This window comes from Streptococcus sp. HF-1907 (assembly GCF_015594605.1).
Classification (GTDB): domain Bacteria; phylum Bacillota; class Bacilli; order Lactobacillales; family Streptococcaceae; genus Streptococcus.
In genome coordinates this window covers 43,096-68,154 of the sequence record NZ_JADNQT010000008.1, presented here as the reverse complement: position 1 = coordinate 68,154, position 25,059 = coordinate 43,096, and the positions used below count along the sequence as shown (strand labels likewise).

The 25,059-nt window shown below is 40.6% G+C and carries 22 protein-coding genes, 1 tRNA gene, 1 pseudogene and 1 CRISPR repeat array; of the genes and pseudogenes, 23 read left to right on the top strand and 1 reads right to left on the bottom strand.

Translation table 11 applies throughout. From position 1 onward, the window contains the following. Nucleotides 1-93 precede the first annotated feature (93 nt). From rplS to IYQ92_RS05845, 18 genes and pseudogenes are all read left to right on the top strand, one after another. Nucleotides 94-441 carry a 50S ribosomal protein L19 gene (rplS, locus tag IYQ92_RS05925; RefSeq protein ID WP_195675804.1) on the top strand — a complete coding sequence of 116 codons (348 nt, stop codon included), beginning with the start codon at nt 94-96 and terminating at the stop codon, nt 439-441. Between the two features lie 49 nt (nt 442-490). Further along, nucleotides 491-562, top strand: a tRNA-Arg gene (locus IYQ92_RS05920). A gap of 107 nt (nt 563-669) precedes the next feature. Next, complete coding sequence (locus IYQ92_RS05915; RefSeq protein ID WP_195675803.1) at nt 670-1,878, top strand: FtsW/RodA/SpoVE family cell cycle protein; 1,209 nt, start codon at nt 670-672, stop codon at nt 1,876-1,878. A 107-nt stretch (nt 1,879-1,985) separates the two neighbouring features. Further along, on the top strand, nt 1,986-2,546 hold the full coding sequence (locus IYQ92_RS05910; protein ID WP_195675802.1) for an HAD-IA family hydrolase: 561 nt from the start codon (nt 1,986-1,988) through the stop codon (nt 2,544-2,546). Then, nucleotides 2,547-4,502: a DNA topoisomerase (ATP-hydrolyzing) subunit B gene (gyrB, locus tag IYQ92_RS05905; protein ID WP_195675801.1), complete on the top strand. Its 1,956-nt coding sequence runs from the start codon at nt 2,547-2,549 to the stop codon at nt 4,500-4,502. Between the two features lie 94 nt (nt 4,503-4,596). After that, on the top strand, nt 4,597-6,321 hold the full coding sequence (ezrA, locus tag IYQ92_RS05900; protein WP_195675800.1) for a septation ring formation regulator EzrA: 1,725 nt from the start codon (nt 4,597-4,599) through the stop codon (nt 6,319-6,321). A gap of 62 nt (nt 6,322-6,383) precedes the next feature. Beyond that, nucleotides 6,384-6,587 (top strand): hypothetical protein, encoded by a 204-nt coding sequence (locus IYQ92_RS05895; RefSeq protein WP_195675799.1) that lies wholly within the window; start codon nt 6,384-6,386, stop codon nt 6,585-6,587. After that, nucleotides 6,554-6,787: a hypothetical protein gene (locus IYQ92_RS05890; protein ID WP_195675798.1), complete on the top strand. Its 234-nt coding sequence runs from the start codon at nt 6,554-6,556 to the stop codon at nt 6,785-6,787. The genes IYQ92_RS05895 and IYQ92_RS05890 overlap by 34 nt, the downstream gene beginning before the upstream one ends. A 139-nt stretch (nt 6,788-6,926) precedes the next feature. Next, a pseudogene (locus IYQ92_RS10610) lies at nt 6,927-7,085 on the top strand (FtsX-like permease family protein); the annotation flags it as partial. A 31-nt stretch (nt 7,086-7,116) separates the two neighbouring features. Further along, nucleotides 7,117-8,031 (top strand): ABC transporter permease, encoded by a 915-nt coding sequence (locus tag IYQ92_RS05885; RefSeq protein WP_195675797.1) that lies wholly within the window; start codon nt 7,117-7,119, stop codon nt 8,029-8,031. A 24-nt stretch (nt 8,032-8,055) separates the two neighbouring features. Then, complete coding sequence (locus IYQ92_RS05880; RefSeq protein WP_195675796.1) at nt 8,056-8,550, top strand: FtsX-like permease family protein; 495 nt, start codon at nt 8,056-8,058, stop codon at nt 8,548-8,550. Nucleotides 8,551-8,607: 57 nt separating this feature from the next. Further along, complete coding sequence (gene serB / locus IYQ92_RS05875) at nt 8,608-9,261, top strand: phosphoserine phosphatase SerB (RefSeq protein ID WP_195675816.1); 654 nt, start codon at nt 8,608-8,610, stop codon at nt 9,259-9,261. 231 nt (nt 9,262-9,492) lie between these two features. Next, nucleotides 9,493-13,545, top strand: coding sequence for a type II CRISPR RNA-guided endonuclease Cas9 (gene cas9 / locus IYQ92_RS05870; protein ID WP_195675795.1), 4,053 nt, complete (start codon nt 9,493-9,495; stop codon nt 13,543-13,545). Next, nucleotides 13,545-14,411, top strand: a complete 867-nt coding sequence (cas1, locus tag IYQ92_RS05865) for a type II CRISPR-associated endonuclease Cas1 (RefSeq protein WP_195675794.1) — start codon at nt 13,545-13,547, stop codon at nt 14,409-14,411. The genes cas9 and cas1 overlap by 1 nt, the downstream gene beginning before the upstream one ends. After that, nucleotides 14,408-14,752, top strand: a complete 345-nt coding sequence (cas2, locus tag IYQ92_RS05860; protein ID WP_195675793.1) for a CRISPR-associated endonuclease Cas2 — start codon at nt 14,408-14,410, stop codon at nt 14,750-14,752. The genes cas1 and cas2 overlap by 4 nt, the downstream gene beginning before the upstream one ends. After that, a complete protein-coding gene (gene csn2, locus IYQ92_RS05855; protein ID WP_195675815.1) occupies nt 14,742-15,422 on the top strand; it encodes a type II-A CRISPR-associated protein Csn2 in 681 nt (226 codons plus the stop codon). Before cas2 ends, csn2 begins: the two co-directional genes overlap by 11 nt. Before the next feature lie 103 nt (nt 15,423-15,525). After that, a CRISPR array of direct repeats spans nt 15,526-16,815; the repeat unit is 36 nt; unit sequence GTTTTAGAGCTGTGTTGTTTCGAATGGTCCCAAAAC. A 154-nt stretch (nt 16,816-16,969) separates the two neighbouring features. Beyond that, entirely contained in the window at nt 16,970-18,088 is a 1,119-nt protein-coding gene (locus IYQ92_RS05850; protein WP_195675792.1) for a glycerate kinase, read from the top strand. A 55-nt stretch (nt 18,089-18,143) separates the two neighbouring features. After that, on the top strand, nt 18,144-18,779 hold the full coding sequence (locus IYQ92_RS05845) for an SDR family oxidoreductase (protein ID WP_195675791.1): 636 nt from the start codon (nt 18,144-18,146) through the stop codon (nt 18,777-18,779). A gap of 61 nt (nt 18,780-18,840) precedes the next feature. Here IYQ92_RS05845 and IYQ92_RS05840 read toward each other — a convergent pair whose 3' ends face one another. Further along, complete coding sequence (locus tag IYQ92_RS05840) at nt 18,841-19,302, bottom strand: YueI family protein (RefSeq protein ID WP_195675790.1); 462 nt, start codon at nt 19,300-19,302, stop codon at nt 18,841-18,843. 196 nt (nt 19,303-19,498) lie between these two features. Between IYQ92_RS05840 and eno the strand changes: the two genes are divergently transcribed. From eno to IYQ92_RS05815, 5 genes are all read left to right on the top strand, one after another. After that, nucleotides 19,499-20,797: a surface-displayed alpha-enolase gene (eno, locus tag IYQ92_RS05835; RefSeq protein WP_195675789.1), complete on the top strand. Its 1,299-nt coding sequence runs from the start codon at nt 19,499-19,501 to the stop codon at nt 20,795-20,797. 196 nt (nt 20,798-20,993) lie between these two features. Further along, nucleotides 20,994-22,277, top strand: coding sequence for a 3-phosphoshikimate 1-carboxyvinyltransferase (gene aroA / locus IYQ92_RS05830; RefSeq protein WP_195675788.1), 1,284 nt, complete (start codon nt 20,994-20,996; stop codon nt 22,275-22,277). Then, nucleotides 22,270-22,746 (top strand): shikimate kinase, encoded by a 477-nt coding sequence (locus IYQ92_RS05825; RefSeq protein WP_195675787.1) that lies wholly within the window; start codon nt 22,270-22,272, stop codon nt 22,744-22,746. Before aroA ends, IYQ92_RS05825 begins: the two co-directional genes overlap by 8 nt. Continuing rightward, nucleotides 22,743-23,579 carry a prephenate dehydratase gene (gene pheA / locus IYQ92_RS05820; RefSeq protein ID WP_195675786.1) on the top strand — a complete coding sequence of 279 codons (837 nt, stop codon included), beginning with the start codon at nt 22,743-22,745 and terminating at the stop codon, nt 23,577-23,579. Before IYQ92_RS05825 ends, pheA begins: the two co-directional genes overlap by 4 nt. A 29-nt stretch (nt 23,580-23,608) precedes the next feature. Then, the gene (locus IYQ92_RS05815) at nt 23,609-24,994 is read left to right on the top strand and encodes an LCP family protein (RefSeq protein ID WP_195675785.1); all 1,386 of its coding nucleotides are present in this window, start codon (nt 23,609-23,611) and stop codon (nt 24,992-24,994) included. Nucleotides 24,995-25,059: the final 65 nt, after the last annotated feature.

Here is a 25,059-nt window from a genome sequence, read left to right as displayed (position 1 = left end):
CTAAAATGATAAGAGTGCGTAATGGACGCACGAAAATACAGTTTATCCGCTGGGCTTAAAAGCGCCTAAGATTGACAAAGATAGGAGAATAAAATGAATCCATTAATCCAAAGTTTGACTGAAGGTCAACTTCGTACTGATATCCCATCATTCCGTCCTGGTGACACTGTTCGCGTTCACGCAAAAGTTGTCGAAGGAACTCGCGAACGTATCCAGCTTTTCGAAGGTGTTGTTATCTCTCGTAAAGGTCAAGGGATTTCAGAAATGTACACAGTTCGTAAAATCTCAAGCGGTATCGGTGTAGAACGTACTTTCCCACTTCACACACCACGCGTTGATAAAATTGAAGTCGTACGTTACGGTAAAGTACGTCGTGCGAAACTTTACTACTTGCGTGCTCTTCAAGGTAAAGCAGCTCGTATTAAAGAAATCCGTAAATAATCTTATTATTTCGGTAAAAAGTCTGTCCCAGTGGCAGATTTTTTCATAGGTCCCCTTAGTTCAATGGATATAACAACTCCCTCCTAAGGAGTAATTGCTGGTTCGATTCCGGCAGGGGACATTTTATGCTTCTAGTCTTGTCTAGGAGCATTTTCTTTTCTAAAATTATTACACCTCATCGCCCAAAAACATGGTATAATATTCCTTAGCAAATTTGAAGGAAGTATCATGAGACGGAACAAGCAAGCATTTGATAGTCGTGTCGATTACTCGGTTATATTACCGGTATTTTTTCTTTTAGTGATAAGTCTAGTTGCCATCTATATTGCAACGAAAAATGATTATCCTAACTCGGTGACGATGGTGATGATTCAGCAGGGAATTTGGATTTTCTTAGGCTGTCTGATTTCCCTAGTGGTCATGCTGTTTAGCACGGAATTTCTTTGGAAAACCACTCCTTATTTATACGGTTTTGGTCTTGCTCTGATGGTGCTCCCTTTAATCTTTTTCAGCCCTCAAGTGGTGGCATCAACAGGGGCAAAAAACTGGGTGACGATTGGTTCGGTAACCCTCTTCCAGCCTTCTGAATTTATGAAAATTTCCTATATTCTTTTGCTAGCACGGGTAACTGTCTGGTTTCATCAGCGAAATCGTCAAACGACTCTCCGAGATGATTGGAGGTTACTGGCTCTGTACGCTCTGATTACCCTGCCGGTCATGATTTTGCTGGGATTGCAAAAGGACTTGGGAACGGCTATGGTTTTTATGGCAATCTTAGCGGGTTTAATTTTAGTATCAGGTATTTCCTGGTGGATTATCTTACCGGTGATGGGCGTCATCGCTTTATTTGCTGGGCTGTTCATGTTGATTTTCTTACTGCCAAATGGCAAGGAATTTCTCTATCACATGGGAATGGATACCTACCAAATTAACCGTATTTCCGCCTGGCTAGATCCCTTTAGCTTCGCAGATACCATTGCCTACCAGCAAACACAGGGTATGGTGTCTATCGGAAGTGGTGGCTTGACTGGTAAAGGCTTTAATCACCTTGAGTTGTCAGTTCCCGTTCGTGAAAGTGACATGATTTTCACGGTTATCGCTGAAGATTTTGGCTTTATCGGCGCAGCTGTGACCTTGACCCTCTACCTTCTCTTGATTTACCGCATGCTTCGTGTGACGCTAGAGTCTAATAACCGCTTTTACACTTACATTTCCGCTGGATTTATCATGATGATTCTCTTCCATATTTTCGAAAATATTGGCGCAGCTATTGGCATCCTGCCTTTGACGGGGATTCCTCTTCCTTTTATTTCACAAGGCGGAAGCTCCTTAATCAGTAACCTCATCGGTGTCGGTTTGGTGCTATCCATGGCTTATCAAAATGAGCTGGCGCGTGAGAAAGAAATCGATCAACATTTCAGCAGAAGGAAGGCTTAAATAAGCAAGAACAGGTCGCAAAAGTGGTCTGTTCTTTTTGGTTGACAAGGACTTAAATTGCAGGTTCAAACTATAAAAATAAGCAGAATTATGCTATAATAAAAGGTATGAATTATCACGATTATATTTGGGATTTGGGTGGTACCTTGCTTGATAATTACGAGACATCAACGCAAGCATTTGTCACTGTTTTAGAGGCATTTGGCATCAAAGCAGACCATGATGAGGTTTATCAGAAACTCAAGGAATCAACTGATGCAGCGGTAGCCTATTTTATCCCTAACAATCCACTTTTTTTACAGGCCTACAAGGCAGAAGAAGCGAGACAGCTAGCTTGTCCACGCTTATTTGACGGTGCTAAGGATATTTTGGCGAAAATCGTAGCAGATGGTGGTCGCAATTTTTTGGTGTCGCATCGCAACGCTCAAGTTCTGACGATTTTAGAAAAAACAGGCTTGTCCTCCTATTTTACAGAGGTTGTGACATCTGAGAATGGCTTTGCTCGTAAGCCAAATCCAGAAAGCATGCTTTACTTAAAGCATAAGTATGCCATTCGGAATGGTCTGGTTATCGGTGATCGTGAAATTGATAAGGAAGCAGGACAAGCAGCAGGTTTTGACACCTTACTTGTCGACGGTAGTAAGTCCCTAATGGAGATTGTAAAATAGATGACAGAAGAAACAAAAAATTTAGAAGAACTAGCTAAGGAATACGATGCTAGTCAGATTCAGGTTCTAGAGGGTCTTGAAGCGGTTCGTATGCGTCCAGGAATGTATATCGGATCCACTTCAAAAGAAGGCTTGCATCACTTGGTTTGGGAAATTGTTGATAACTCTATTGACGAAGCTTTGGCAGGGTTTGCGACCCATATTGAAGTTTTCATTGAGCCAGATAACTCAATCACAGTTATAGACGACGGACGTGGAATTCCAGTTGGCATCCAAGAAAAAACAGGTCGTCCCGCGGTAGAAACAGTTTTCACTGTGCTTCACGCAGGTGGAAAATTTGGCGGAGGCGGTTATAAAGTTTCTGGTGGTCTTCACGGCGTAGGGTCATCTGTTGTTAACGCCCTCTCTACACAACTTGATGTTCGTGTTTATAAAAATGGTCAGATTCATTACCAAGAATACAGACGTGGCAATGTTGTTGATGATTTAAAAGTCATCGGTGAAACTGACCACACAGGAACAACCGTTCACTTCACGCCAGACCCAGAAATCTTTACTGAAACAACTACTTTTGATTTTGAAAAATTAGCTAAGCGTGTCCAAGAATTAGCTTTCTTGAATCGTGGTCTCCGTATCTCAATCACGGATAAACGTGAAGGTCAAGAAAAGAATGAACGCCACTATCATTATGAAGGCGGTATTTCAGAATACGTCCAATTTATCAATGAAAACAAGGATACTATTTTCGAACAACCTATTTACACAGAAGGTGAAATGGACGGCATCTCTGTTGAAGTAGCTATGCAATACACAACTGGCTATCATGAAACGGTCATGTCTTTTGCCAATAATATCCATACGCATGAAGGTGGAACGCATGAGCAAGGTTTCCGCACTGCATTGACCCGTGTTATCAATGATTATGCTAAGAAAAATAAAATTCTTAAGGAAAATGATGATAACTTGTCTGGTGAGGATGTCCGCGAAGGCTTGACAGCAGTTATTTCGGTTAAGCACCCAAATCCGCAGTTTGAAGGGCAAACCAAAACTAAACTTGGAAATTCAGAAGTGGTTAAAATCACTAATCGTCTTTTCAGTGAAGCTTTCAGCCGTTTCCTTTTGGAAAATCCACAGATTGCTAAGAAGATTGTGGAAAAAGGTATTTTGGCATCAAAAGCGCGTATCGCTGCTAAACGAGCGCGTGAAGTGACTCGTAAAAAGTCAGGTCTTGAAATCTCAAATCTCCCTGGTAAATTGGCAGACTGTTCATCTAACAACGCTGAAATGAATGAACTCTTCATCGTCGAAGGGGACTCCGCTGGTGGTTCCGCTAAATCAGGACGTAACCGTGAGTACCAAGCTATCTTGCCAATTCGCGGTAAAATCCTTAACGTTGAAAAAGCCAGCATGGACAAGATTCTAGCTAACGAAGAAATCCGCAGTCTCTTCACAGCCATGGGAACAGGCTTTGGTGCTGATTTTGATGTTAGCAAGGCTCGTTATCAAAAATTGGTTATCATGACCGATGCCGATGTCGATGGCGCTCATATCCGTACCCTTTTGTTGACCTTGATTTACCGCTTTATGCGTCCTGTTTTGGAAGCAGGTTATGTCTACATTGCCCAACCACCGATTTATGGAGTGAAGGTTGGCTCTGAGATTAAAGAATACATCCAACCAGGTGCTGACCAAGAAGAGCAGTTACGCTTGGCGATGGAACGTTACAGCAATGGCCGTTCCAAACCAACTGTTCAACGTTACAAAGGTCTTGGGGAAATGGATGACCACCAGTTGTGGGAAACAACTATGGACCCTGAAAATCGTTTGATGGCGCGTGTTTCTGTTGATGATGCAGCAGAAGCAGACAAGATTTTTGATATGCTTATGGGCGACCGTGTTGAGCCACGTCGTGAGTTTATCGAAGAAAATGCCGTTTACAGTACACTGGATATTTAATCCTGAGTTTATTTTGAAAAATGCCTGTGAGTATGCTATAATCGTAATGTTATAGTGTGTTTATAGAAAATTAGACTAATTTAAGGAGATCCAGATGCCTAGCGGAATCATTTTGCTACTAGTGGCAATCGTTGTTTTAGTGATTATTGCCTATCTAGTCGGCGTTATAATAAGAAAACGAAATGACTCGTTAATCGCAAACCTAGAAGAAAAAAAACAAGCACTTTTTGATTTACCAGTTCATGATGAAATTGAGGAAGTCAGGGATTTACACCTTATTGGGCAAAGTCAGTCAACTTTCCGCGAATGGAATCAAAAGTGGGTTGATTTAACGACAAATTCATTCACCGATATTGAAAATCATATTTTTGAAGCTGAAAATCTTAACGATACTTTCAATTTCATCCGTGCTAAGCATGAGATTGATAATGTCGATAGCCAGTTGACAGTCGTTGAAGAAGATATTGCTGCTATTCGAGACGCTCTAGCAGTCCTTCGAGCTCAGGAAGAAAAGAACAGCGCACGTGTGACACATGCCTTGGATCTTTACGAAACCCTTCAAGCTTCAATTTCTGAAAAAGAGGATAATTTCGGTTCAACAATGCCAGAAATTAATAAGCAGATGAAGAATATCGAAACAGAGTTCTCACAATTTGTAACCTTGAACTCTACTGGTGACCCTGTTGAAGCGTCTGAAATTCTTGATCGCGCCGAAGAGCATACCATTGCCCTTGGTCAGATTACGGAGCAAATTCCTGCTATTGTTGCTAAATTAGAAGATGATTTCCCAGACCAGTTGGATGACTTGGAATCTGGTTATCGTCGTCTTTTGGAAGAAAATTATCATTTTGAAGAAAAAGATATCGAGCAACGTTTCCAAGAAATTCGCGAAGCCATTCGTTCAAATTCGGATGAATTAGTGAGTCTTGACCTTGATCGTGCGCGTGAAGAAAATGAGCATATTCAAACGACAATTGATGGGCTTTACGATCTATTTGAACAAGAAATCGCTGCTCATAAAGTAGCCTTGAAAGATAGCAAGATTTTCCCAGATTATTTGGCGCATGCTAAATCTAACAATGACCAACTTGATGCTGAGATTAAACGTCTTTCAACCAAATACATTCTTAATGAAAATGAAGGCCTCAACCTTCAAAACTTTACGAATGAATTGGAAAATTTGGAAGAGAAAGTCTTGCCAGAGGCGCTTAACTTTGGTCAAGGTGAGATGCCATTTTCACAACTTCGAGAAGTCTTTGACCGTAGCCTTCAGATTTTAGCAAATATTGAAGAAGGTCAAATGGAAGTCTTCAATGCCATTAAGGACATTGAGCAAATCGAAGTATCAGCGCGTGAAGAATTAGAAAATCATGTGGCTAAGTTGCATATGATTAAACGATTCATGGAAAAACGCAATCTTCCTGGCATCCCACAAGATTTCTTGAGCACTTTCTTTACAACAAGTTCTCAGTTGGAAACCTTGATGGATGAATTGAGCCGTGGACGTATTGATGTTGAAGTTGTTTCTCGTTTGAGAGAAGTGACAAACAATGCTATCGCAAACTTGGAAGCAACGACTTACAAAGTTGTTCAAGACGCTACTTTGACTGAGCAGCTTCTTCAATATTCAAATCGTTATCGCAGCTTTGAACCAGCTGTCCAAGCAAGTTTTGAACAGGCGCTCCATTTATTCGAAGTGGAAAATAACTATGAAGCTTCCTTTGGAGAAATTTCATACGCTTTAGAAACAGTTGAGCCAGGTGTCACAGACCGTTTCGTATCATCATACGAAAAAACACGTGAACAAATTCGATTCTAACAATTGAGCCTAAAAAATAGAGATTCACCTTTTTGTGAGTCTCTATTTTGATGTTCAAAGCGATGAGAATTTTTGTTTTAAATATGGGGTCAAGTAGTGCTGGTACTGGTAACCTTGCTGGTTACGGTGTGGTGACAGAATCTGCTTTTGATAGCGATGTTTACATGATTGCTCGTGTTCGTTATAATGACCTGAAAAATGTCGCTTACTACACAGACAATTACACTAAAAAATGTCTAAGCACCAAGATGACCTTGCAACATTAGTGTCTGATAACGGTGCCAAACGCATTGCCTCAATCAAAGCAGACAAACAAAAAACGATTGATAATGGCAAGAAAATCCTTGCTTCTAAAGAAGCTGAAATCAAACAAAATGAGCAAAAGATTACTCAACAAGAAGCGCAGCTGAAAACAGCTGGTTTACCATCTACAAGCCAACAAGCGCAGGCATTAACTTACTGCTAAAGCGCAGCTTGAATCAGCTAAAAAGGAAATTGCTTCTAAAAAAGCTGACTTAGAAAGAGCTCAAAAAACGATTGATAGCCTCACAACACCAACTTACACCGTCTATAATCGGACAAGTCTACCTGGCGGTGAGGGCTATATGACCTATGATAATTCAGCTAAATCAATTGCATCTGTTGGTAATATCTTCCCAGTAGTTCTCTATGTCGTGGCTGCTATGGTAACCTTGACAACTATGACACGTTTTGTTGATGAAGAACGTACAAATGCTGGTCTCTTCAAAGCCCTTGGTTATACTAACTGTCAAATCATAGCTAAATTTGTTCTCTATGGTTTGGTTGCAAGTCTTACAGGGACTTATTGCCGGTGTTCTTTTTGGGAACTACATTTTGTCACCTCGTATTGCATCAATCACGGCATCAGATACTGTTCTAGGTTTGCCAAGTCTTTATCCGCATCTTTGGTACTTTGCCTTGGCTATTGTGCTGGCGCTTATCTCAGCAGTACTGCCAACCTACTTAGTGGCTCGCAAGGAATTGGTCGAAAAACCAGCGCAGCTTTTACAAGTAAAACCACCCGTTGCAGGGTCAAAAATCCTCTTGGAACGCATTACTTTCATTTGGAAACGCCTCAGTTTTACGCATAAGGTGACTGCTCGAAATATCTTCCGTTATAAACAACGTATGCTCATGACCATCTTTGGTGTGGCAGGTTCGGTTGCTCTTCTCTTTGCAGGTCTTGGTATCCAGTCTTCTATCTCTGGCGTATCTGACCGTCAATTTAAAGAAGTCATGACCATGACCTACGATATGATTGTGGCGCGTGACACTAGCGCAAGCGATAGCGAAACGTCAGCACTTGATAACTTGTTAGCAAATAAAGCCATTTACATGGAAAAAGGAAATCAAACGATTTCTGGTCGTTCTCAAAAAGAGACAGTGACAATCATTTCTGCTGAGAAATCTGCCCTAAAAAAATACATCCAACTTCAAAATTGTAGCAGTAAAGAAAGCTATACGTTAAATGACAAGGGTGTTTACCTAACTGAAAAATTAGCTAAACTATACGGTGTGAAAGTCGGTGACAGTATCAAGGTTGACCTCAACAACAAAATAGTTTCAGTTAAAGTCGCTGGTATTTCAGAAATGTACACAGGTCATTTCATCTTTATCAGCCTAGCTTATTACAAAACATTAGCTGGAAAAGCACCTGAGAAAAATGCAGAGTTTGTTACACTTAAATAGTCATCGAGCAAGGAAGTGAAAGAAATGGCGAATCGTTTCTTGTCACTTGATGTGGTATCAGGTATCTCTCAAAACATTGAATTAGCTGCCCTTTTCAACAAAACAGCTAACTCACTTTCTTCAGTCATGTTAATCCTAGTTGTCCTTTCAGTTCTTCTAGCAGTCGTTATTCTTTACAATTTAATTAATATTAACGTCGCAGAACGTATCCGTGAATTGTCAACAATCAAGGTTCTCGGTTTCCACAACAAAGAAGTGACCATGTATATCTATCGTGAGATCATTGTCTTATCTATCATTGGTATCATCACAGGTATCATCGGCGGAGCCTTTCTTCATCAAGTTATCTTGTCAATGATCGGCGGCTCATCAAGCATCATGTTCGAACCATCTGTGGCAACCTATGTCTACATCGTGCCAATCCTAGCCGTTATCATCATTCTTGCGGTGCTTAGTTGGGTGGTTAACCGTCACCTTCGTAATGTTGACATGCTTGAAGCTCTTAAATCTGTTGAATAAAAAAATAAATGAAAAACTCCGATAAGTTTGGTAAAATATAACAAAAGCTAAAGGAGAATTCTGATGACTAATGGATTGTTGGTGATGGATGTCGATAGCACGCTCATCATGGAAGAAGGTATCGATATACTAGGCGAGAAAGCAGGTGTTGGTGAGCGAGTAGCGGGTATCACTGAGCGCGCCATGCGTGGTGAGTTGGACTTTGAAGCTGCCCTTCGTGAGCGCGTTGGCCTTCTCGAGGGGCTTCCAGAAATCATTTTTGACGAGGTTCTAGAAGAGATTCATTTTACACCTGGTGCTAAGGATTTGGTGGATGAATTGCATGCGCGTGGCTTTAAGGTTGGCCTGGTTTCAGGTGGTTTCCATGAAACTGTGGATGTGCTGGCCAGTCAGCTCGGCATTGATTATGTTAAAGCCAACCGATTAGAGGTCCAAGACGGCGTCCTCACAGGAAGAGTGGTCGGAGACATTGTTACCAAAACTGTGAAAAAGACCATGCTCGAAGAGTGGGCAAGCCAAAATAATCTAACCATGACACAAACCATTGCCATGGGAGACGGTGCCAACGACCTACCAATGATTCATGCAGCAGGCATCGGAATCGCCTTCTGCGCCAAACCAATCGTCCGAGAAGAAGCCCCTTACCAAATCAACGAGAAGGATTTGTATCAGGTGATTGGAATATTGGATAAAGTGAATGAAAACAAGTAAAACAAAAATGCAAGCGTTTAGATAGCGCTTGCATTTTTGATTATCTAGAGTAAAATAGACTTATGGGAAATTTTGAAAAATAAAAAAGCACCGAATCGGTGCCCACTTTTCACAAAGTTGAATACGGATAAAACCTTATTTTAACATTGCTGTGTTGTTTCGAATGGTCCCAACATACTTATTCTACAACACTAATTAATTTATTGCAAGAAAATTTTAAAGGAGATTTTTATGACAAAACCATACTCTATCGGGCTTGATATCGGTACTAATAGTGTTGGATGGGCTGTTATTACTGATGATTACAAGGTTCCTGCTAAAAAGATGAAAGTTTTAGGCAACACAGATAGAAAAAGCACCAAGAAAAATTTAATTGGAGCTTTGCTGTTTGATAGCGGTGAGACTGCAGAAGCAACTAGATTGAAACGGACAGCGCGTCGTCGATATACTCGTCGTAAAAATCGCCTTCGCTATTTGCAAGAAATTTTTGCTGAGGAGATGACAAAGATTGATGAGTCATTCTTTCATCGTTTAAATGAATCATTTTATGTTGCAAAAGATAAGGATTATGATAAGCATCCCATTTTTGGGAATCAAGGTGAGGAAGTTGCCTACCATAAAGATTTTCCAACAATTTACCATTTAAGAAAGCATCTGGCAGATTCATCTGAGAAGGCTGATTTACGTTTAGTTTATCTTGCTTTGGCTCATATGATTAAGTTTCGTGGGCATTTTTTGATTGAGGATAAAAATTTTAAGGCAGAAAATTCTGATATTCAAAGTTCATATACGCAATTTCTTCAAACTTATGATTCAGTTTTTGAAACTAATCTTTCAGATGAAGGCATTCAGGTGGAATCGATTCTCTCTGACAAAATCAGTAAATCTGCCAAAAAAGACAAAATCTTGGCTCTTTATCCACAGGAAAAATCAAACGGACGATTTGCTGAATTTTTGAAGTTGATTGTGGGCAACAGTGCTGATTTCAAAAAGCATTTTGGTCTAGAAGAAAAAACTTCTCTTCAATTCTCCAAGGATACCTATGAAGAAGACTTAGAAAATCTATTGGCTAGGATTGGTGATGGCTATGCTGATGTCTTTTCTGCGGCTAAAAGGCTCTACGATGTAGCTTTATTGGCAGGTATCTTGACAGTCTCTGACAATTCAACAAAGGCTCCTTTATCTGCTTCAATGATAGAACGTTACAAAGAGCATGAGGAAGATTTAGCTAAACTTAAGCTGGCAGTGGCAAAGCAATTTGGCAAAACGTCTAAAGAATATAAGGAAATGTTTAGGAATTCATCAGCAAATGGCTATGCTGGTTATATTGAAAAGGGTGTAAAGCAAGAAGTTTTCTATAAATATACTGAGTCTCTTCTATCCAAAGTTGACGGAAGCCAGTATTTCCTAGAGAAAATTAAACGCGAAGATTTTTTGAGAAAACAAAGAACTTTTGATAATGGCTCTATTCCTTATCAGATTCATTTGCAAGAGATGCATGCAGTTTTACGCCGTCAGGGTGAATTTTACCCATTTTTAAAGGAAAATCAGGATAAAATAGAAAGGATCCTCACATTTAAAATTCCTTATTATGTCGGACCTTTGGCGAGAAAAGACAGTCGCTTTGCCTGGGCGGAATTTAAGTCAGACGAAAAGATCACACCTTGGAATTTCGAAGAAGTAGTGGACAAAGAGGTATCAGCGGAAAAATTTATTCAACGAATGACATTGAATGATCTTTATATGCCAGAAGAAAAGGTGCTTCCAAAGCACAGTCTGATTTATGAAACCTTCACCGTCTATAACGAGTTAACCAAGGTAAAATATATCAATGAACAAGGCAAGTCTTTCTTTTTTGATGCCAACATGAAGCAAGAAATTTTTGACGCTGTCTTTAAAGCTAACCGCAAAGTAACAAAAGAAAAACTTTTAAACTATCTGAAATTAGAGTTTGAAGAATTTAGAATTGTTGATTTGACAGGTTTAGATAAAGAGAATAAAGCTTTCAACGCTTCTTTAGGCACTTACCACGATTTATTGAAAATTCTTGATAAAGACTTTTTAGATGATAAGGCTAATCAAGGTATTATCGAGGATATTATTCAGACACTGACACTTTTTGAGGATCGAGAGATGATTCGTCAACGTCTGCAGAAGTACAGTGATATTTTGACAAAGGAACAACTTAAAAAGTTAGGATGTCGCCATTATACTGGTTGGGGAAGACTGTCCTATAAACTGATTAATGGTATTCGAAATAAAGAAAATCATAAAACCATTCTTGATTATTTGATTGATGACGGGCGTGCTAATCGTAACTTTATGCAACTGATTCATGATGATAGCCTTTCTTTTAAAGATGAGATTGAGAAAGCTCAAGTGATTGGGGACGTTGATAATCTTCAAGAGACTGTTTTCAACTTAGCTGGTAGTCCGGCCATCAAAAAAGGAATTTTACAAAGTATCAAGATTGTTGATGAATTAGTTAAGGTCATGGGGCATAATCCTGAAAATATTGTCATTGAAATGGCGCGTGAAAATCAGACAACACAAGGCGGTCGGAATCGCTCGCAACAAAGATTGAAACGGCTACAAGACTCACTCAAAGAACTGAACGGTGACATACTTAAGAAATACCCGACAGATAATGATGCTTTGCGAAGTGATAGGCTCTTCCTCTACTATATCCAAAATGGCAAGGATATGTACACAGGAGAGGCACTCGATATTGATAACTTAAGCCAATATGATATTGACCATATCATTCCGCAAGCTTTTATCAAAGACGACTCTATTGATAATAAAGTGTTGACGAGCTCTGCAAAAAATCGCGGTAAATCAGATGATGTTCCAAGTATTGATATTGTTCGTGCTAGAAGAACAGACTGGCAACGGCTATTTGATGCTAAGCTGATTTCCAAACGTAAATTTGATAACTTAACCAAGGCAGAGCGAGGTGGTTTGACAGATGCTGATAAGGCAGGTTTCATCAAGCGTCAGCTGGTTGAAACACGTCAAATCACAAAACATGTGGCACAGATATTAGATGCACGTTTTAATACAGAAGTAGATGAAAATAAAAAGACTATTCATAAAGTCAAAATTGTTACTTTAAAATCAAGCCTTGTTTCACAATTTCGTAAGAACTTTCAGCTTTACAAAGTCCGTGAAATCAATGATTATCACCATGCGCATGATGCTTATCTTAATGTAGTAGTGGGGACGGCTTTACTAGGTGTATATCCCCAATTAGCATCAGAATTTGTATATGGAGAATATAAAAAAGTTAATCTCAAAAAGGTAGTGAAAGAAAGCAAAGAGGGCTATGGGAAAGCAACTCTTAAACGGTTCTTTTATTCAAATATTATGCGCTTCTTTGCAAAAGATAACATTAAGGTAGATGAAAATGGGGTAATAGTATGGAAAAAAGAAGACCATATTAAGAATATTAGGAGGGTTCTATCATACCCTCAAGTCAATATTGTGAAGAAGGTTGAAGAGCAGACAGTAGGGCAAAATGGGGGATTGTTTGATAACAATATAGTATCTCCAAAGAATGTTAATCCTGATAAATTGGTTCCTATTAAGGAGGGATTAGACGCTAAAAAATACGGAGGGTATCAAAAGCCAACTACAGCTTATCCGATTTTGTTGCTTACAAAAGATAAACAATTAATTCCAATCGCAGTAATGGATAAGAAAAAATTTGAAAAAGATTCAGTGAACTATCTGAGAAATAAAGGGTATAAAAATGTCGATAATAATAGCATCGTAAAATTACCTAAATATAGCCTAGTAGATGTTGGTGACGGCGTTAAAAGAATGTGGGCAAGTGCCAAGGAGGTTCATAAAGGTAATCAATTGATTGTGTCTAAAAATTCTCAAAAATTATTGTATCATGCACACCATTTAGATAATGACTTGAGCATGAATTATCTTCAAAATCATAAACAACAATTTGATGTGTTGTTCGATGAAATTATTAGTTTTTCCAAAAAGTGTAAATTAGGGAAAGAGCATGTTCAAAAAATCGAAGAAACTTATAAAAGAAAACGTACAACAGTATCAATAGAAGATTTATCGACTGATTTTATTACCTTGTTAGGGTTTACTAAATTAGGAGCAACGTCACCATTTAATTTTTTGGGAACGAAACTAAATCAAAAGCAGTATACGGGAAGGAAAGATTATCTTTTACCTTGTATTAATGGAACTCTTATCCACCAATCAATAACAGGCTTATACGAAACTCGTATCGATTTAGAAAAGTTAGGTGAGAAATAATGGGCTGGCGAACAGTAGTTGTTAATACACACTCTAAATTATCCTACAAAAATAACCACCTGATTTTCAAAGATGCCTATCAGACAGAAATGATTCACCTGTCTGAGGTGGATATTTTGTTACTTGAGACGACTGATATTGTGCTTTCAACTATGTTGATTAAGCGGATGATTGATGAGAATATTTTGGTGATTTTCTGTGATGACAAGCGCTTGCCGACGGCCATGCTGAGTCCCTTTTATGGACGACATGATTCGAGTTTACAGTTGTCTCGCCAGATTGCTTGGAATAATGAGTTGAAGGCGGAGGTTTGGACGGAAATCATTGCGCAAAAAATCTTGAATCAGAGTTTCTTTTTAGCAGAGTGTAATTTCTTTGAAAAATCTCAATCGATTATGGATTTATATCATGGTTTGGAGACTTTTGACCCGAGTAATAGGGAGGGACATTCGGCTCGTATTTATTTCAATACTTTGTTTGGAAATGATTTTTCGAGGGAACAGGATAATGTCATTAATGCAGGGCTAGATTATGGCTACACGCTTTTACTCAGTATGTTTGCGCGTGAATTGGTGGTTTCTGGTTGTAAGACTCAATTTGGTTTGAAACACTCTAATCAGTTCAATCAATTTAATTTTGCCAGTGATATTATGGAACCTTTCCGTCCTATCATCGACAGAATTGTTTATGATAATCGCAGAGCTAACTTTGTTAAAATGAAGCGCGAGCTATTATCCATTTTCTCTGAAACCTATTTGTACAACAATAAAGAAATGTATCTATCGAATATCGTCAGTGATTATACCAAAAAGGTGGTTAAGGCGCTGAATAATGAGGGGAAAGGAGTTCCTGAATTTAGGATATGAGTTATCGGTATATGCGGATGATTTTAATGTTTGATATGCCAACGGATACCGCTGAGGAACGGAAGGCTTATCGCAAATTTCGAAAATTTTTGTTGAGTGAAGGCTTTATCATGCACCAGTTTTCAGTTTATAGTAAGTTATTATTGAATAGCTCTGCCAATAAGGCTATGGTGGACCGCTTGCAAGAAAATAATCCTAAGAAGGGAAGTATCACCTTGTTGACGGTTACTGAAAAACAGTTTGCCAGGATGATTTATTTGCACGGGGAGCGCAATACAAGCGTGGCAAATTCAGATAATCGGTTGGTATTTTTAGGAGAAGATTATGACGATGAAGATTAATTTTCCGATTTTAGATGAACCTTTAGAATTCAACCAAGGGACCATTCTAGTTGTGGAAGATGTAACGGTCTTTTCATCTTTGGTGAAACATTTTTATAGCTACACTGAAGACGGTGAGGTAAAACTAGACGGTGAGGTAAAACTGTTTGATGACAAATTGAAGTCACTCAAGGAATCAGAGTTGATGTTAGTCACTGATATTTTGGGTTATGATGTCAATGCGCCAGCTATATTGAAGCTCATCCATGCTGATTTGGAGGGGCAATTAAATGAAAAGCCAGAAGTTAAGTCCATGGTAGAAAAATTAGCAACTACTATTACGGAATTGATAGCTTTTGAGTGCTTGGAAAATGAACTGGATTTGGAATATGATGACATCACTATTTTAGAGTTAATCAAGGCGCTTGGTGTCAAGATTGAAACACAAAGTGATACCATTTTTGAAAAGTGTTTTGAAATTCTTCAAGTCTATAACTATTTGAGCAAAAAGCGGCTACTGATTTTTGTCAATAGCGGAGCTTATTTGACAAAATACGAAATGGAGAAATTGCTGGAATATATCAGATTGTCAAATCAGACCGTTCTCTTTTTAGAACCACGAAGACTCTATGATTTTCCACAATATGTTTTAGACGAGGATTATTTCTTAAATACTGAAAATATGGTATAATTATCCTAACAGACACAGTTATATCAAGGAATTTTCGAAACTGAAGTCTAGCTGAGGCGAATGGCGCGATTACGAAATTTCGTGACAAAAAATGGTCCACGAGGTTTTAGAGCTGTGTTGTTTCGAATGGTCCCAAAACCCTCCTCTGCGATTGATATAGATAACTGTTGTTTTAGAGCTGTGTTGTTTCGAATGGTCCCAAAACAACTGCCCTGTCGCCGACAACGACCCACACGTTTTAGAGCTGTGTTGTTTCGAATGGTCCCAAAACTATCAATATCTGGAATAACATAGTTGCCCTGTTTTAGAGCTGTGTTGTTTCGAATGGTCCCAAAACTTCTTCGTAATCACTTCAATAGCTTCATGTGTTTTAGAGCTGTGTTGTTTCGAATGGTCCCAAAACATGCCAATATGGACAAAATGACCACTAGGCGTTTTAGAGCTGTGTTGTTTCGAATGGTCCCAAAACACGTCAATTGAAGTACCAGGACAAGCTAAAGTTTTAGAGCTGTGTTGTTTCGAATGGTCCCAAAACTCCGTCTATATCAATAGTGTAATAATTTTCGTTTTAGAGCTGTGTTGTTTCGAATGGTCCCAAAACAATGAGGATGCACCAAAAATGCAAGTTGCTGTTTTAGAGCTGTGTTGTTTCGAATGGTCCCAAAACACTATTAACGCTTGTCAAGATATGTATAATGTTTTAGAGCTGTGTTGTTTCGAATGGTCCCAAAACCCGAATCCATTTCCTCTGACGGTTATGTAAGTTTTAGAGCTGTGTTGTTTCGAATGGTCCCAAAACTTAGTTTTGATGAATTATACCTCCGCCAATGTTTTAGAGCTGTGTTGTTTCGAATGGTCCCAAAACCAACTGTTATTCTTGACGGCGTTGATATTGGTTTTAGAGCTGTGTTGTTTCGAATGGTCCCAAAACAGGGAGGCTTACCTGTACCTATCATAGATGGTTTTAGAGCTGTGTTGTTTCGAATGGTCCCAAAACCTTTAAAAGCAAAGCGAACACTTGATTTTTGTTTTAGAGCTGTGTTGTTTCGAATGGTCCCAAAACAAGTAACTTTTTTGTTTGGCAAGTTACTGAGTTTTAGAGCTGTGTTGTTTCGAATGGTCCCAAAACACGTTGGAGAGATACTGTTATCAGAGCGCTGTTTTAGAGCTGTGTTGTTTCGAATGGTCCCAAAACTAACGTCATGTGCTTGCAACCAGCTTGTTGGTTTTAGAGCTGTGTTGTTTCGAATGGTCCCAAAACTAAGTACACAATCTTGGTTTCTGCGGTTCAGTTTTAGAGCTGTGTTGTTTCGAATGGTCCCAAAACTGTATAGCATATCACAGAGTACCTGATTAGGTTTTAGAGCTGTGTTGTTTCGAATGGTCCCAAAACAGAAGTGGCTCATGACAAACCAAAAATTCGGTTTGAACGATAGTAAAATCTCCCAGATAAGTCCCAGCTAGGAGCTAGGGCTTATCTTTTTTCTTTGCGACAATTAACCAATTTTGCATTATAATAAAATCAAACCATAAAGGAGGCTTTCTCTATGCACATTTTAATCGCTCCAGATTCATTTAAGGAAAGTTTATCGGCTCTTGAGGTGGCGACAGCCTTACAGCACGGTTTTTCTCAAGTTCTACCGGATGCCTCTTTTGACCTCATGCCTGTTGGCGATGGTGGTGAAGGCACGGTTGCAGCGCTAGCTTATGGACTTGACCTCAAGGAGGAGACGACCACAGTGACGGGGGCTCTCGGTCAGCCAGTTGAAGCGACGTACGCGCGTGCTAGCGATTTAGCGGTTTTCGAAATGGCGACGGTCTGCGGTTTGGCTCAGGTGCCACGCAATCGACGAAACCCCTTATATTTGACGACTCGCGGTGTTGGAGAACTGATGCTTTTTTTGGCAAATACTGGCGTGCGTAGGCTGATGATTGGTGTGGGTGGAAGTGCCACCAACGATGGAGGTATCGGTATGGCAGCAGGGCTGGGCTATCGCTTCTATGATGATGTAGGAACCCTTCTCGAACCAATCGGCGACAATCTAGGTCGTATTACCTGCTTCGATAATGCACAAGTGCCACAGAGCCTGTTTGAGATGGAGATTACCGTTATTACTGATGTGACCAATCCTCTATGCGGACCGACAGGTGCGACTCACGTTTTTGCAGAACAAAAAGGCCTACCGAAGTCTCAATTTGACTGCGTGGACCAAGATATGAAGCAATTCTATGAATTAACCAATCCTGCCATTTTTGACCTAGCTGGTGCTGGCGCTGGCGGTGGTATGGCAGCAGGGCTAGTCACCTTTGCGGCTGGCAAAATTGTGTCAGGAATTGATACCGTTCTGGACCTTCTAAACTTTGATCAGCGCGTACAGACAGCAGACCTTATTCTGGTTGGTGAGGGGCGGATGGATGCCCAAAGTCTCTCTGGTAAGGCACCGGTAGGTATTGCCCGTCGAGTTCCGCGAGGCATTCCTGTGATTGCTATCTGTGGCATCTTAAAGGATGACCTTCCAGCTTTTCCCACCGCTAACATTCAGGCGGCTTTCCCCATTATTAGCAACGTCGATTCGCTGGAAAATACGCTGGCGCAAGCTTCCGACAACCTCAGTCGAACCGCCCAAAATATCGGCAACCTCATCAATATCTACCGTAGCAAATAATTGCAGGTCTTTTTACCGAATGTTACACTAGTAACATCTACACAAGGAGAAATTTATGAAAGTATTCGTCGTTGGAAGCACAGGACGTGTTGCAGAAAAATTATTGGAAATCCTGAGCCAGGCAGGTCATGAAGTTCTTGCTGGCGCCAGACGACCAGAAGCAGTTGTCAAATTGAACCATGTGACGCCAGTTTTGTTTGATTTACACGATTCAGTGGATCAATTGGCAGAGCAGCTTGGCCAAGCCCAAGCTATCATTTTTGTCGCTGGCTCACGCGGGAAAGATTTGCTACAAACTGACGCCTTTGGAGCCGTCAAAGTCATACAAGCCGCTGAAAAACGAGGCATTAAGCGCTTCATCATGCTCAGCTCACTCTTCGCCCTGGAACCTGAACGCTGGGAGCACCCAGTCTTTGCTAGTCTGAAAGATTACAACGTAGCCAAGTTTTTTGCGGATAATTACTTGATTACAGACACCAATTTAGATTATACGATAGTCCAACCTGGCGCCTTGAAAGAAGAAGCAGCGACAGGAAAAATTCAAGTGATTTCGGATCAGTTTGGTAACATTTCCATCCCAGATCTAGCCCAAGTTCTCGCAGAACTACTAGCTTACCCAAATACGATTGGCAAGGTTATCAAGCTTATTTCTGGCGATCAAGCCATTTCAGAAGCACTGTCAGAGGTTTGAGCCAAGATAGTTTACCTAAAGAAAAGCCCAGTCTGATTTGTAATCAAGCTGAGCTTTTTAATTATAGACGAAATAATTTTTGCAAAAAAGATTTCTTCTGAGGTTTTTGCTTGTCTTTTTCTGGAGCTAATAGCTGAGAAAATCGTGTTTCGATAGCTATCTCATCGTCAGGAAAATCAACAGCATGGTCGGTGTGGATAACGATTGCAAAAGGTGAGTGAGAACTAGCTTCATGAACGATGGTAGCATTAATACCAGCTTGATTTGCTAACTTCATATAATACATTTGGTCACTTGAAGAAAGCTTGGGTGTTAATTTCACGATCATCGGTGTCACCGTTTCGCTCAGCTCAGCCAAAATTTTTGAAAAATTATCTTTAACAGCCTGACTGCGGGCTAATTCAGAGGAAACTGTCAAAAGAACACGTTCTCTAAAAGTACCAGAGTAGTAGCGTTGTTCATCTGGATTTAACCGCGTTTCGCCACTAGCTTTTTGTAAAAGTTGTTGTTCAAGTTGAGCCATATCCATCTCCTAAAGTATTCTTTTAAAGCAAACATATCATATTTAGTAAAAAAATGCCATTAGAAAGTTTAGCGATTACAAAATCCCTAAAAAACGAACCAAAAAGCGCTTACAACACGTTTTTTCTTGTTATTGAGCCTAGATTGTGGTATTATTAACATGTAAAAAATATTAAACTCATAAGGAGAGTATTGTAATGTCAATTATTACTGATGTTTACGCACGCGAAGTCCTTGACTCACGCGGTAACCCAACACTTGAAGTAGAAGTTTACACTGAATCAGGTGCTTTCGGACGTGGTATGGTTCCTTCAGGGGCTTCTACTGGTGAACACGAAGCAGTTGAACTTCGCGACGGTGACAAATCTCGTTACGGTGGTCTTGGTACTCAAAAAGCTGTTGACAACGTAAACAACGTTATTGCAGAAGCAATCATCGGTTACGATGTACGTGATCAACAAGCTATCGACCGTGCTATGATCGCTCTTGACGGTACTCCAAACAAAGGTAAACTTGGTGCTAACGCAATTCTTGGTGTTTCTATCGCCGTAGCTCGCGCAGCTGCTGACTACCTTGAAGTACCACTTTACAGCTACCTTGGTGGATTCAACACTAAAGTTCTTCCAACTCCAATGATGAACATCATCAATGGTGGTTCTCACTCAGATGCTCCAATCGCTTTCCAAGAATTCATGATTGTACCTGCTGGTGCACCAACATTCAAAGAAGCTCTTCGTTGGGGTGCTGAAATCTTCCACACTCTTAAGAAAATTCTTAAAGAACGTGGTCTTGAAACAGCCGTAGGTGACGAAGGTGGTTTCGCACCAGCATTTGACGGTACTGAAGATGCTGTTGAAACTATCATCAAAGCTATCGAAACTGCTGGTTACAAACCAGGTGAAGATGTATTCCTTGGTTTCGACTGTGCATCATCTGAATTCTACGAAAACGGTGTGTATGACTACACTAAATTCGAAGGAGAAGGTGGAGCTAAACGTACTGCCGCAGAACAAATCGATTACATCGAAGAATTGGTTAACAAATACCCAATTATCACAATCGAAGATGCTATGGATGAAAACGACTGGGACGGTTGGAAAGCTCTTACTGAACGTCTTGGTGGACGTGTTCAATTGGTTGGTGACGACTTCTTCGTTACAAACACTGACTACCTTGCACGTGGTATCAAAGAAGGTGCTGCAAACTCTATCCTTATCAAAGTTAACCAAATCGGTACTTTGACAGAAACTTTCGAAGCTATCGAAATGGCTAAAGAAGCTGGATACACTGCGGTTGTATCACACCGTTCAGGTGAAACTGAAGATTCAACAATCGCTGACATCGCAGTTGCAACTAACGCTGGACAAATCAAGACAGGTTCATTGTCACGTACAGACCGTATTGCTAAATACAACCAATTGCTTCGTATCGAAGATCAACTTGGTGAAGTTGCTCAATACAATGGTCTTAAATCATTCTACAATCTTAAAAAATAATCATTTGATTATTTGAGGGTTTAGAAATCTGATTTAAATACCCTGGGTTCGCCTAGGGTGTTTTTGTATGCTTCGGCCTGATAGAAGGTCGCTATTCTAACGATTTGTCAAAATTGATAATCATTTTTTTAAGAAGTGTTCAAATCTTCTGTCAAATTATGATACAATAGTAGAAAAGTTATACTGGGGGTAGTTTATGAAGTTACAGACCAACATTCAATCATTGCAGGGCCGTATTCGAGTGCCTGGCGATAAATCAATTAGTCACCGTTCCATTATGTTTGGAAGTTTAGCTAAGGGTGAAACCAAAGTTTATGATATTTTGCGTGGGGAAGATGTCCTTTCTACCATGCAGGTTTTTCGTGACCTTGGTGTGACGATTGAAGATAATTGTGATGTTGTTACGATTCAAGGTGTAGGTTTTGGTGGCTTAAAAGCTCCTCAGAATAAATTAGACATGGGAAATTCTGGTACCTCTATCCGCTTAATTTCAGGTGTATTGGCTGGGCAAGATTTCCAAGTTGAGATGTTTGGGGATGATTCTTTGTCTAAGCGTCCAATGGACCGTGTGACTATTCCCTTGCGTCAAATGGGCGTAGAGGTTTCGGGACAGACAGACCGTGATTTGCCACCTCTAACAATGCGAGGAAGTAAAGCGCTCAAACCGATTCATTACCAGCTTCCAGTTGCTTCTGCGCAAGTAAAATCTGCTTTGATTTTTGCTGCTTTACAGGCGGATGGTGAGTCGGTTATTATTGAAAAGGAGAAGACACGAAATCACACTGAGGATATGATTAAACAGTTTGGCGGTCATATTGCTGTAGATGGTAAGGAAATTCGTGTCTTAGGCGGGCAAAGTTTTACCGGTCAAAAAGTTGTTGTTCCTGGTGACATTTCCAGCGCAGCCTTTTGGCTAGTAGCAGGACTCATTGTGCCTAACAGCAAAATCATTCTTGAAAATGTTGGGATTAATGAGACCCGCACGGGGATTCTTGACGTTATCAAAGCTATGGGGGGCAAACTTGAATTGTCAGATATTGACCCGATTGCTAAGTCAGCGACTATCACAGTGGAAAGTTCCGACTTGCATGGCACTGAGATTGGTGGCGACATCATTCCGCGTTTGATTGATGAATTGCCTATTATTGCTCTTCTTGCAACGCAAGCAAATGGTAGAACGGTCATTTCAGATGCCGAAGAGCTTAAAGTGAAGGAAACTGACCGTATTCAGGTCGTGGCTGACGCTCTCAATGCAATGGGTGCCACTATCGAACCAACTGCTGACGGTATGATTATCGATGGAAAATCTCAACTTCATGGTGCTAACATTAATACTTATGGCGACCACCGTATCGGCATGATGACGGCGATTGCTGGGCTGATTGCTAAAAAGGGTGACTTGGTCTTGGAGCGTGCTGAGGCTATCAATACTAGCTACCCAAGCTTTTTCAGTGATTTGGAGGCATTGATTCATGGCTAAATTATTGATTGGTTTTATGGGTTCTGGGAAATCAACTATTGCAAGACTATTGGACCCTGATTTTATTGATATGGATGCTGTCATCGTTGAACGAATCGGGATGCCGATTGCAGATTTTTTTGCCAAAGAAGGTGAGCCTGCTTTTCGTCAGATTGAATCGGAAGTGTTGGCAGAATTAACCAAGTCTGACCACCTTGTTTCAACTGGTGGGGGTGTTGTTGTTTCGGAGGCTAATCGCCATATTTTGGCTGAACATCCTGAAACCATATACTTGAAAGCAGATTTTGAGACCCTCTACAACCGTATCACCAATGATTCAGAGAATATCCGTCCTCTCTTTGTCAATAATAGCAAAGAGGACTTCAAGGCTATTTTCGATGGTCGTCAGGATTGGTATGAAACGGTAGCTAGTCAAATTATCGACGTGAGCAACAAGACGCCCCAAGAAATTATCGAGGAAATCAAATGAAGATTGCCTATTTAGGACCAAGTGGTTCCTTTACGCATAATGCAGCTCTCCAAGCTTATCCAGATGCGCAGTTAGAGCCCTTTGCCAATATCACGGAGGTGATTAAGGCTTATGAAAGTGGGCAGGTTGATTTTGCCATTGTCCCAGTTGAGAATTCGATTGAAGGGTCTGTTCATGAGACTTTGGATTATCTCTTTCATCAGGCGGAAATTCAGGCTGTCGCTGAGATTGTTCAGCCAATCAAGCAGCAATTATTGGTGACGGATTTGGACAAGTCGGTTGAGAAGATTTTTTCACACCCTCAAGCTATTGCGCAGGGTAGAAAATATATCAAGGCGCACTATCCTCAGGCTCAGATTGAGTTGACAACCAGCACAGCTTATGCGGCGCGTTTTATTGCAGAAAATCCTGACCAGCCCTATGCTGCCATCGCGCCACAGGCTGCCGCTAAGGAATATCATTTGCAGATTTTGGCCAAGGACATTCAGGAAATGGCGGAAAATTACACACGTTTTTGGGTCTTGGGTCATGGGCAAATAAGGTCATGTTTGAAAACGCAGGCAGAGAAATTATCTTTGGCACTGACCTTGCCAGACAATATGCCTGGTGCCCTCTACAAAGCCTTGTCAGTGTTTGCTTGGCGGAGCATTGACCTAACCAAAATCGAAAGTCGTCCTCTCAAAACAGCTCTAGGAGAATACTTTTTTATTGTAGATGTCGAAAATAGTAAGAAAACCTTGGTGACATTTGCTTTGGAAGAATTGGCTGCGCTGGGCATTCAACACAAAATTTTAGGACAATATGATGTATTGACAGTGGATAAGGGAGAGTAGGAAATAATAAAGAATAGTATGGAGGAGACATGACAAACAAAAACCAAGAGCCTTTAACCCATCACGAAGAGTTACGGTACAGCTATCTCCTGAAAAATCTTCACTACTTGAATGAACGTGAGAAGTTGGAGTTCAATTACTTGTTGCAGAAAAAAAATGCGGCAAAGCAAGCTTCTCCTAGGCAAGCTAGTCAAGAATCTTATTCCCCACCACAAAAGGAATCAACTCTTTCTGTCTATCCCAATCCTGCGACTAGGAGACAGGAAAATGAGTGGCATTCTCAAGCTCCTGCTAATGTAGGGGAAAATGGCTTGCCAGAATATCCAAGACAGGCTAGAACAAGCCAACAAACCTCGGCAGTAAAGAGGCAGGCTAAAAAGAAAGTTCCTAAGCCAAAGAAGAAACGCTCTAAAAAAGGATTTAAACGTGTTTTGAAATGGGCTGGACTCTTACTTCTAGTTCTCATGGCTGGAATGCTTTTCATGTTCTTCAAGGGAAGAAGTGATGTGACTAGTAGCAAGGGCAATTATTCGCCAGCGGTGAAGGAGAAATTTTCGGGTAAAGATGCCAAGGATGGGACCAATATCCTTGTTCTGGGGAGTGACCAACGGGTGACGGAGCAATCGACAGATGCTAGAACGGACACCATCATGGTCGTCAATGTCGGCAATAAGGACCACAAGGTTAAGATGGTCAGCTTTATGCGCGATACACTGGTTAACATTCCTGGTTACAGCGCTGGAGACGGCTACTATGACTTGAAATTGAACACCGCTTTTAATTTGGGTGAGCAGGATGGGCATCGCGGAGCTGATTATATTCGTCAGACTCTGAAAAGGCATTTTGACATTGACATTAAATATTACGCCATGGTCGATTTTGAAACTTTTGCGGAAGCTATTAACACCCTTTTCCCTAAGGGGGTAAAAATCAATGCTAAGTTTGGTCTTGTCAGTGGTCAGTCTGTGGATTCTGTCCAGGTGCCTGATGATTTGAACATGAAGGATGGCATCGTTCCCGAGCAGACGATTAAGGTTGGCGAGCAGTATATGGACGGTCGTACCCTCTTGAATTATGCGCGTTTCCGTAAGGATGACGACGGTGACTTTGGTCGTACCAAGCGTCAGCAGCAAGTGATGAAGGCTATCGTTTCACAAATCAAAGACCCAACCAAGCTTTTCACGGGTTCAGCAGCTATTGGTAAGGTATTTGCCTTAACATCGACCAACCTCTCTTATTCTTTCTTGCTGACCAAGGGGATTTCGATAGCATCTGATGCCAAAAATGGTATCCAGCAACTAACGATTCCGCAGGAAGGCGACTGGGTTGATGATTATGACCAGTATGGAGGCATGGCCCTCTACATTGATTTTGCTAAGTATAAGAAGTCTCTCAAACAGATGGGACTGCGTTAGTGAAGTGACTTGTGTTATAATAGAGTGGTAGATTACCGCTCTATTTTCTTTTTAGGGAAATAGCA

Bases quoted from the DNA above. Each gene is read 5' to 3' on its own strand.
- IYQ92_RS05915 (WP_195675803.1), top strand. From the start codon at position 670: ATGAGACGGAACAAGCAAGCATTTGATAGTCGTGTCGATTACTCGGTT.
- IYQ92_RS05910 (WP_195675802.1), top strand. From the start codon at position 1,986: ATGAATTATCACGATTATATTTGGGATTTGGGTGGTACCTTGCTTGAT.
- IYQ92_RS05845 (WP_195675791.1), top strand. From the start codon at position 18,144: ATGAAAGTATTCGTCGTTGGAAGCACAGGACGTGTTGCAGAAAAATTA.
- cas9 (WP_195675795.1), top strand. From the start codon at position 9,493: ATGACAAAACCATACTCTATCGGGCTTGATATCGGTACTAATAGTGTT.
- cas2 (WP_195675793.1), top strand. From the start codon at position 14,408: ATGAGTTATCGGTATATGCGGATGATTTTAATGTTTGATATGCCAACG.
- IYQ92_RS05880 (WP_195675796.1), top strand. From the start codon at position 8,056: ATGGCGAATCGTTTCTTGTCACTTGATGTGGTATCAGGTATCTCTCAA.
- rplS (WP_195675804.1), top strand. From the start codon at position 94: ATGAATCCATTAATCCAAAGTTTGACTGAAGGTCAACTTCGTACTGAT.
- eno (WP_195675789.1), top strand. From the start codon at position 19,499: ATGTCAATTATTACTGATGTTTACGCACGCGAAGTCCTTGACTCACGC.
- IYQ92_RS05885 (WP_195675797.1), top strand. From the start codon at position 7,117: ATGGTTTGGTTGCAAGTCTTACAGGGACTTATTGCCGGTGTTCTTTTT.
- csn2 (WP_195675815.1), top strand. From the start codon at position 14,742: ATGAAGATTAATTTTCCGATTTTAGATGAACCTTTAGAATTCAACCAA.
- cas1 (WP_195675794.1), top strand. From the start codon at position 13,545: ATGGGCTGGCGAACAGTAGTTGTTAATACACACTCTAAATTATCCTAC.
- aroA (WP_195675788.1), top strand. From the start codon at position 20,994: ATGAAGTTACAGACCAACATTCAATCATTGCAGGGCCGTATTCGAGTG.
- ezrA (WP_195675800.1), top strand. From the start codon at position 4,597: ATGCCTAGCGGAATCATTTTGCTACTAGTGGCAATCGTTGTTTTAGTG.
- IYQ92_RS05840 (WP_195675790.1), bottom strand. From the start codon at position 19,302: ATGGCTCAACTTGAACAACAACTTTTACAAAAAGCTAGTGGCGAAACG.
- gyrB (WP_195675801.1), top strand. From the start codon at position 2,547: ATGACAGAAGAAACAAAAAATTTAGAAGAACTAGCTAAGGAATACGAT.
- pheA (WP_195675786.1), top strand. From the start codon at position 22,743: ATGAAGATTGCCTATTTAGGACCAAGTGGTTCCTTTACGCATAATGCA.
- IYQ92_RS05815 (WP_195675785.1), top strand. From the start codon at position 23,609: ATGACAAACAAAAACCAAGAGCCTTTAACCCATCACGAAGAGTTACGG.
- IYQ92_RS05825 (WP_195675787.1), top strand. From the start codon at position 22,270: ATGGCTAAATTATTGATTGGTTTTATGGGTTCTGGGAAATCAACTATT.
- IYQ92_RS05850 (WP_195675792.1), top strand. From the start codon at position 16,970: ATGCACATTTTAATCGCTCCAGATTCATTTAAGGAAAGTTTATCGGCT.
- IYQ92_RS05890 (WP_195675798.1), top strand. From the start codon at position 6,554: ATGTCTAAGCACCAAGATGACCTTGCAACATTAGTGTCTGATAACGGT.
- IYQ92_RS05895 (WP_195675799.1), top strand. From the start codon at position 6,384: ATGAGAATTTTTGTTTTAAATATGGGGTCAAGTAGTGCTGGTACTGGT.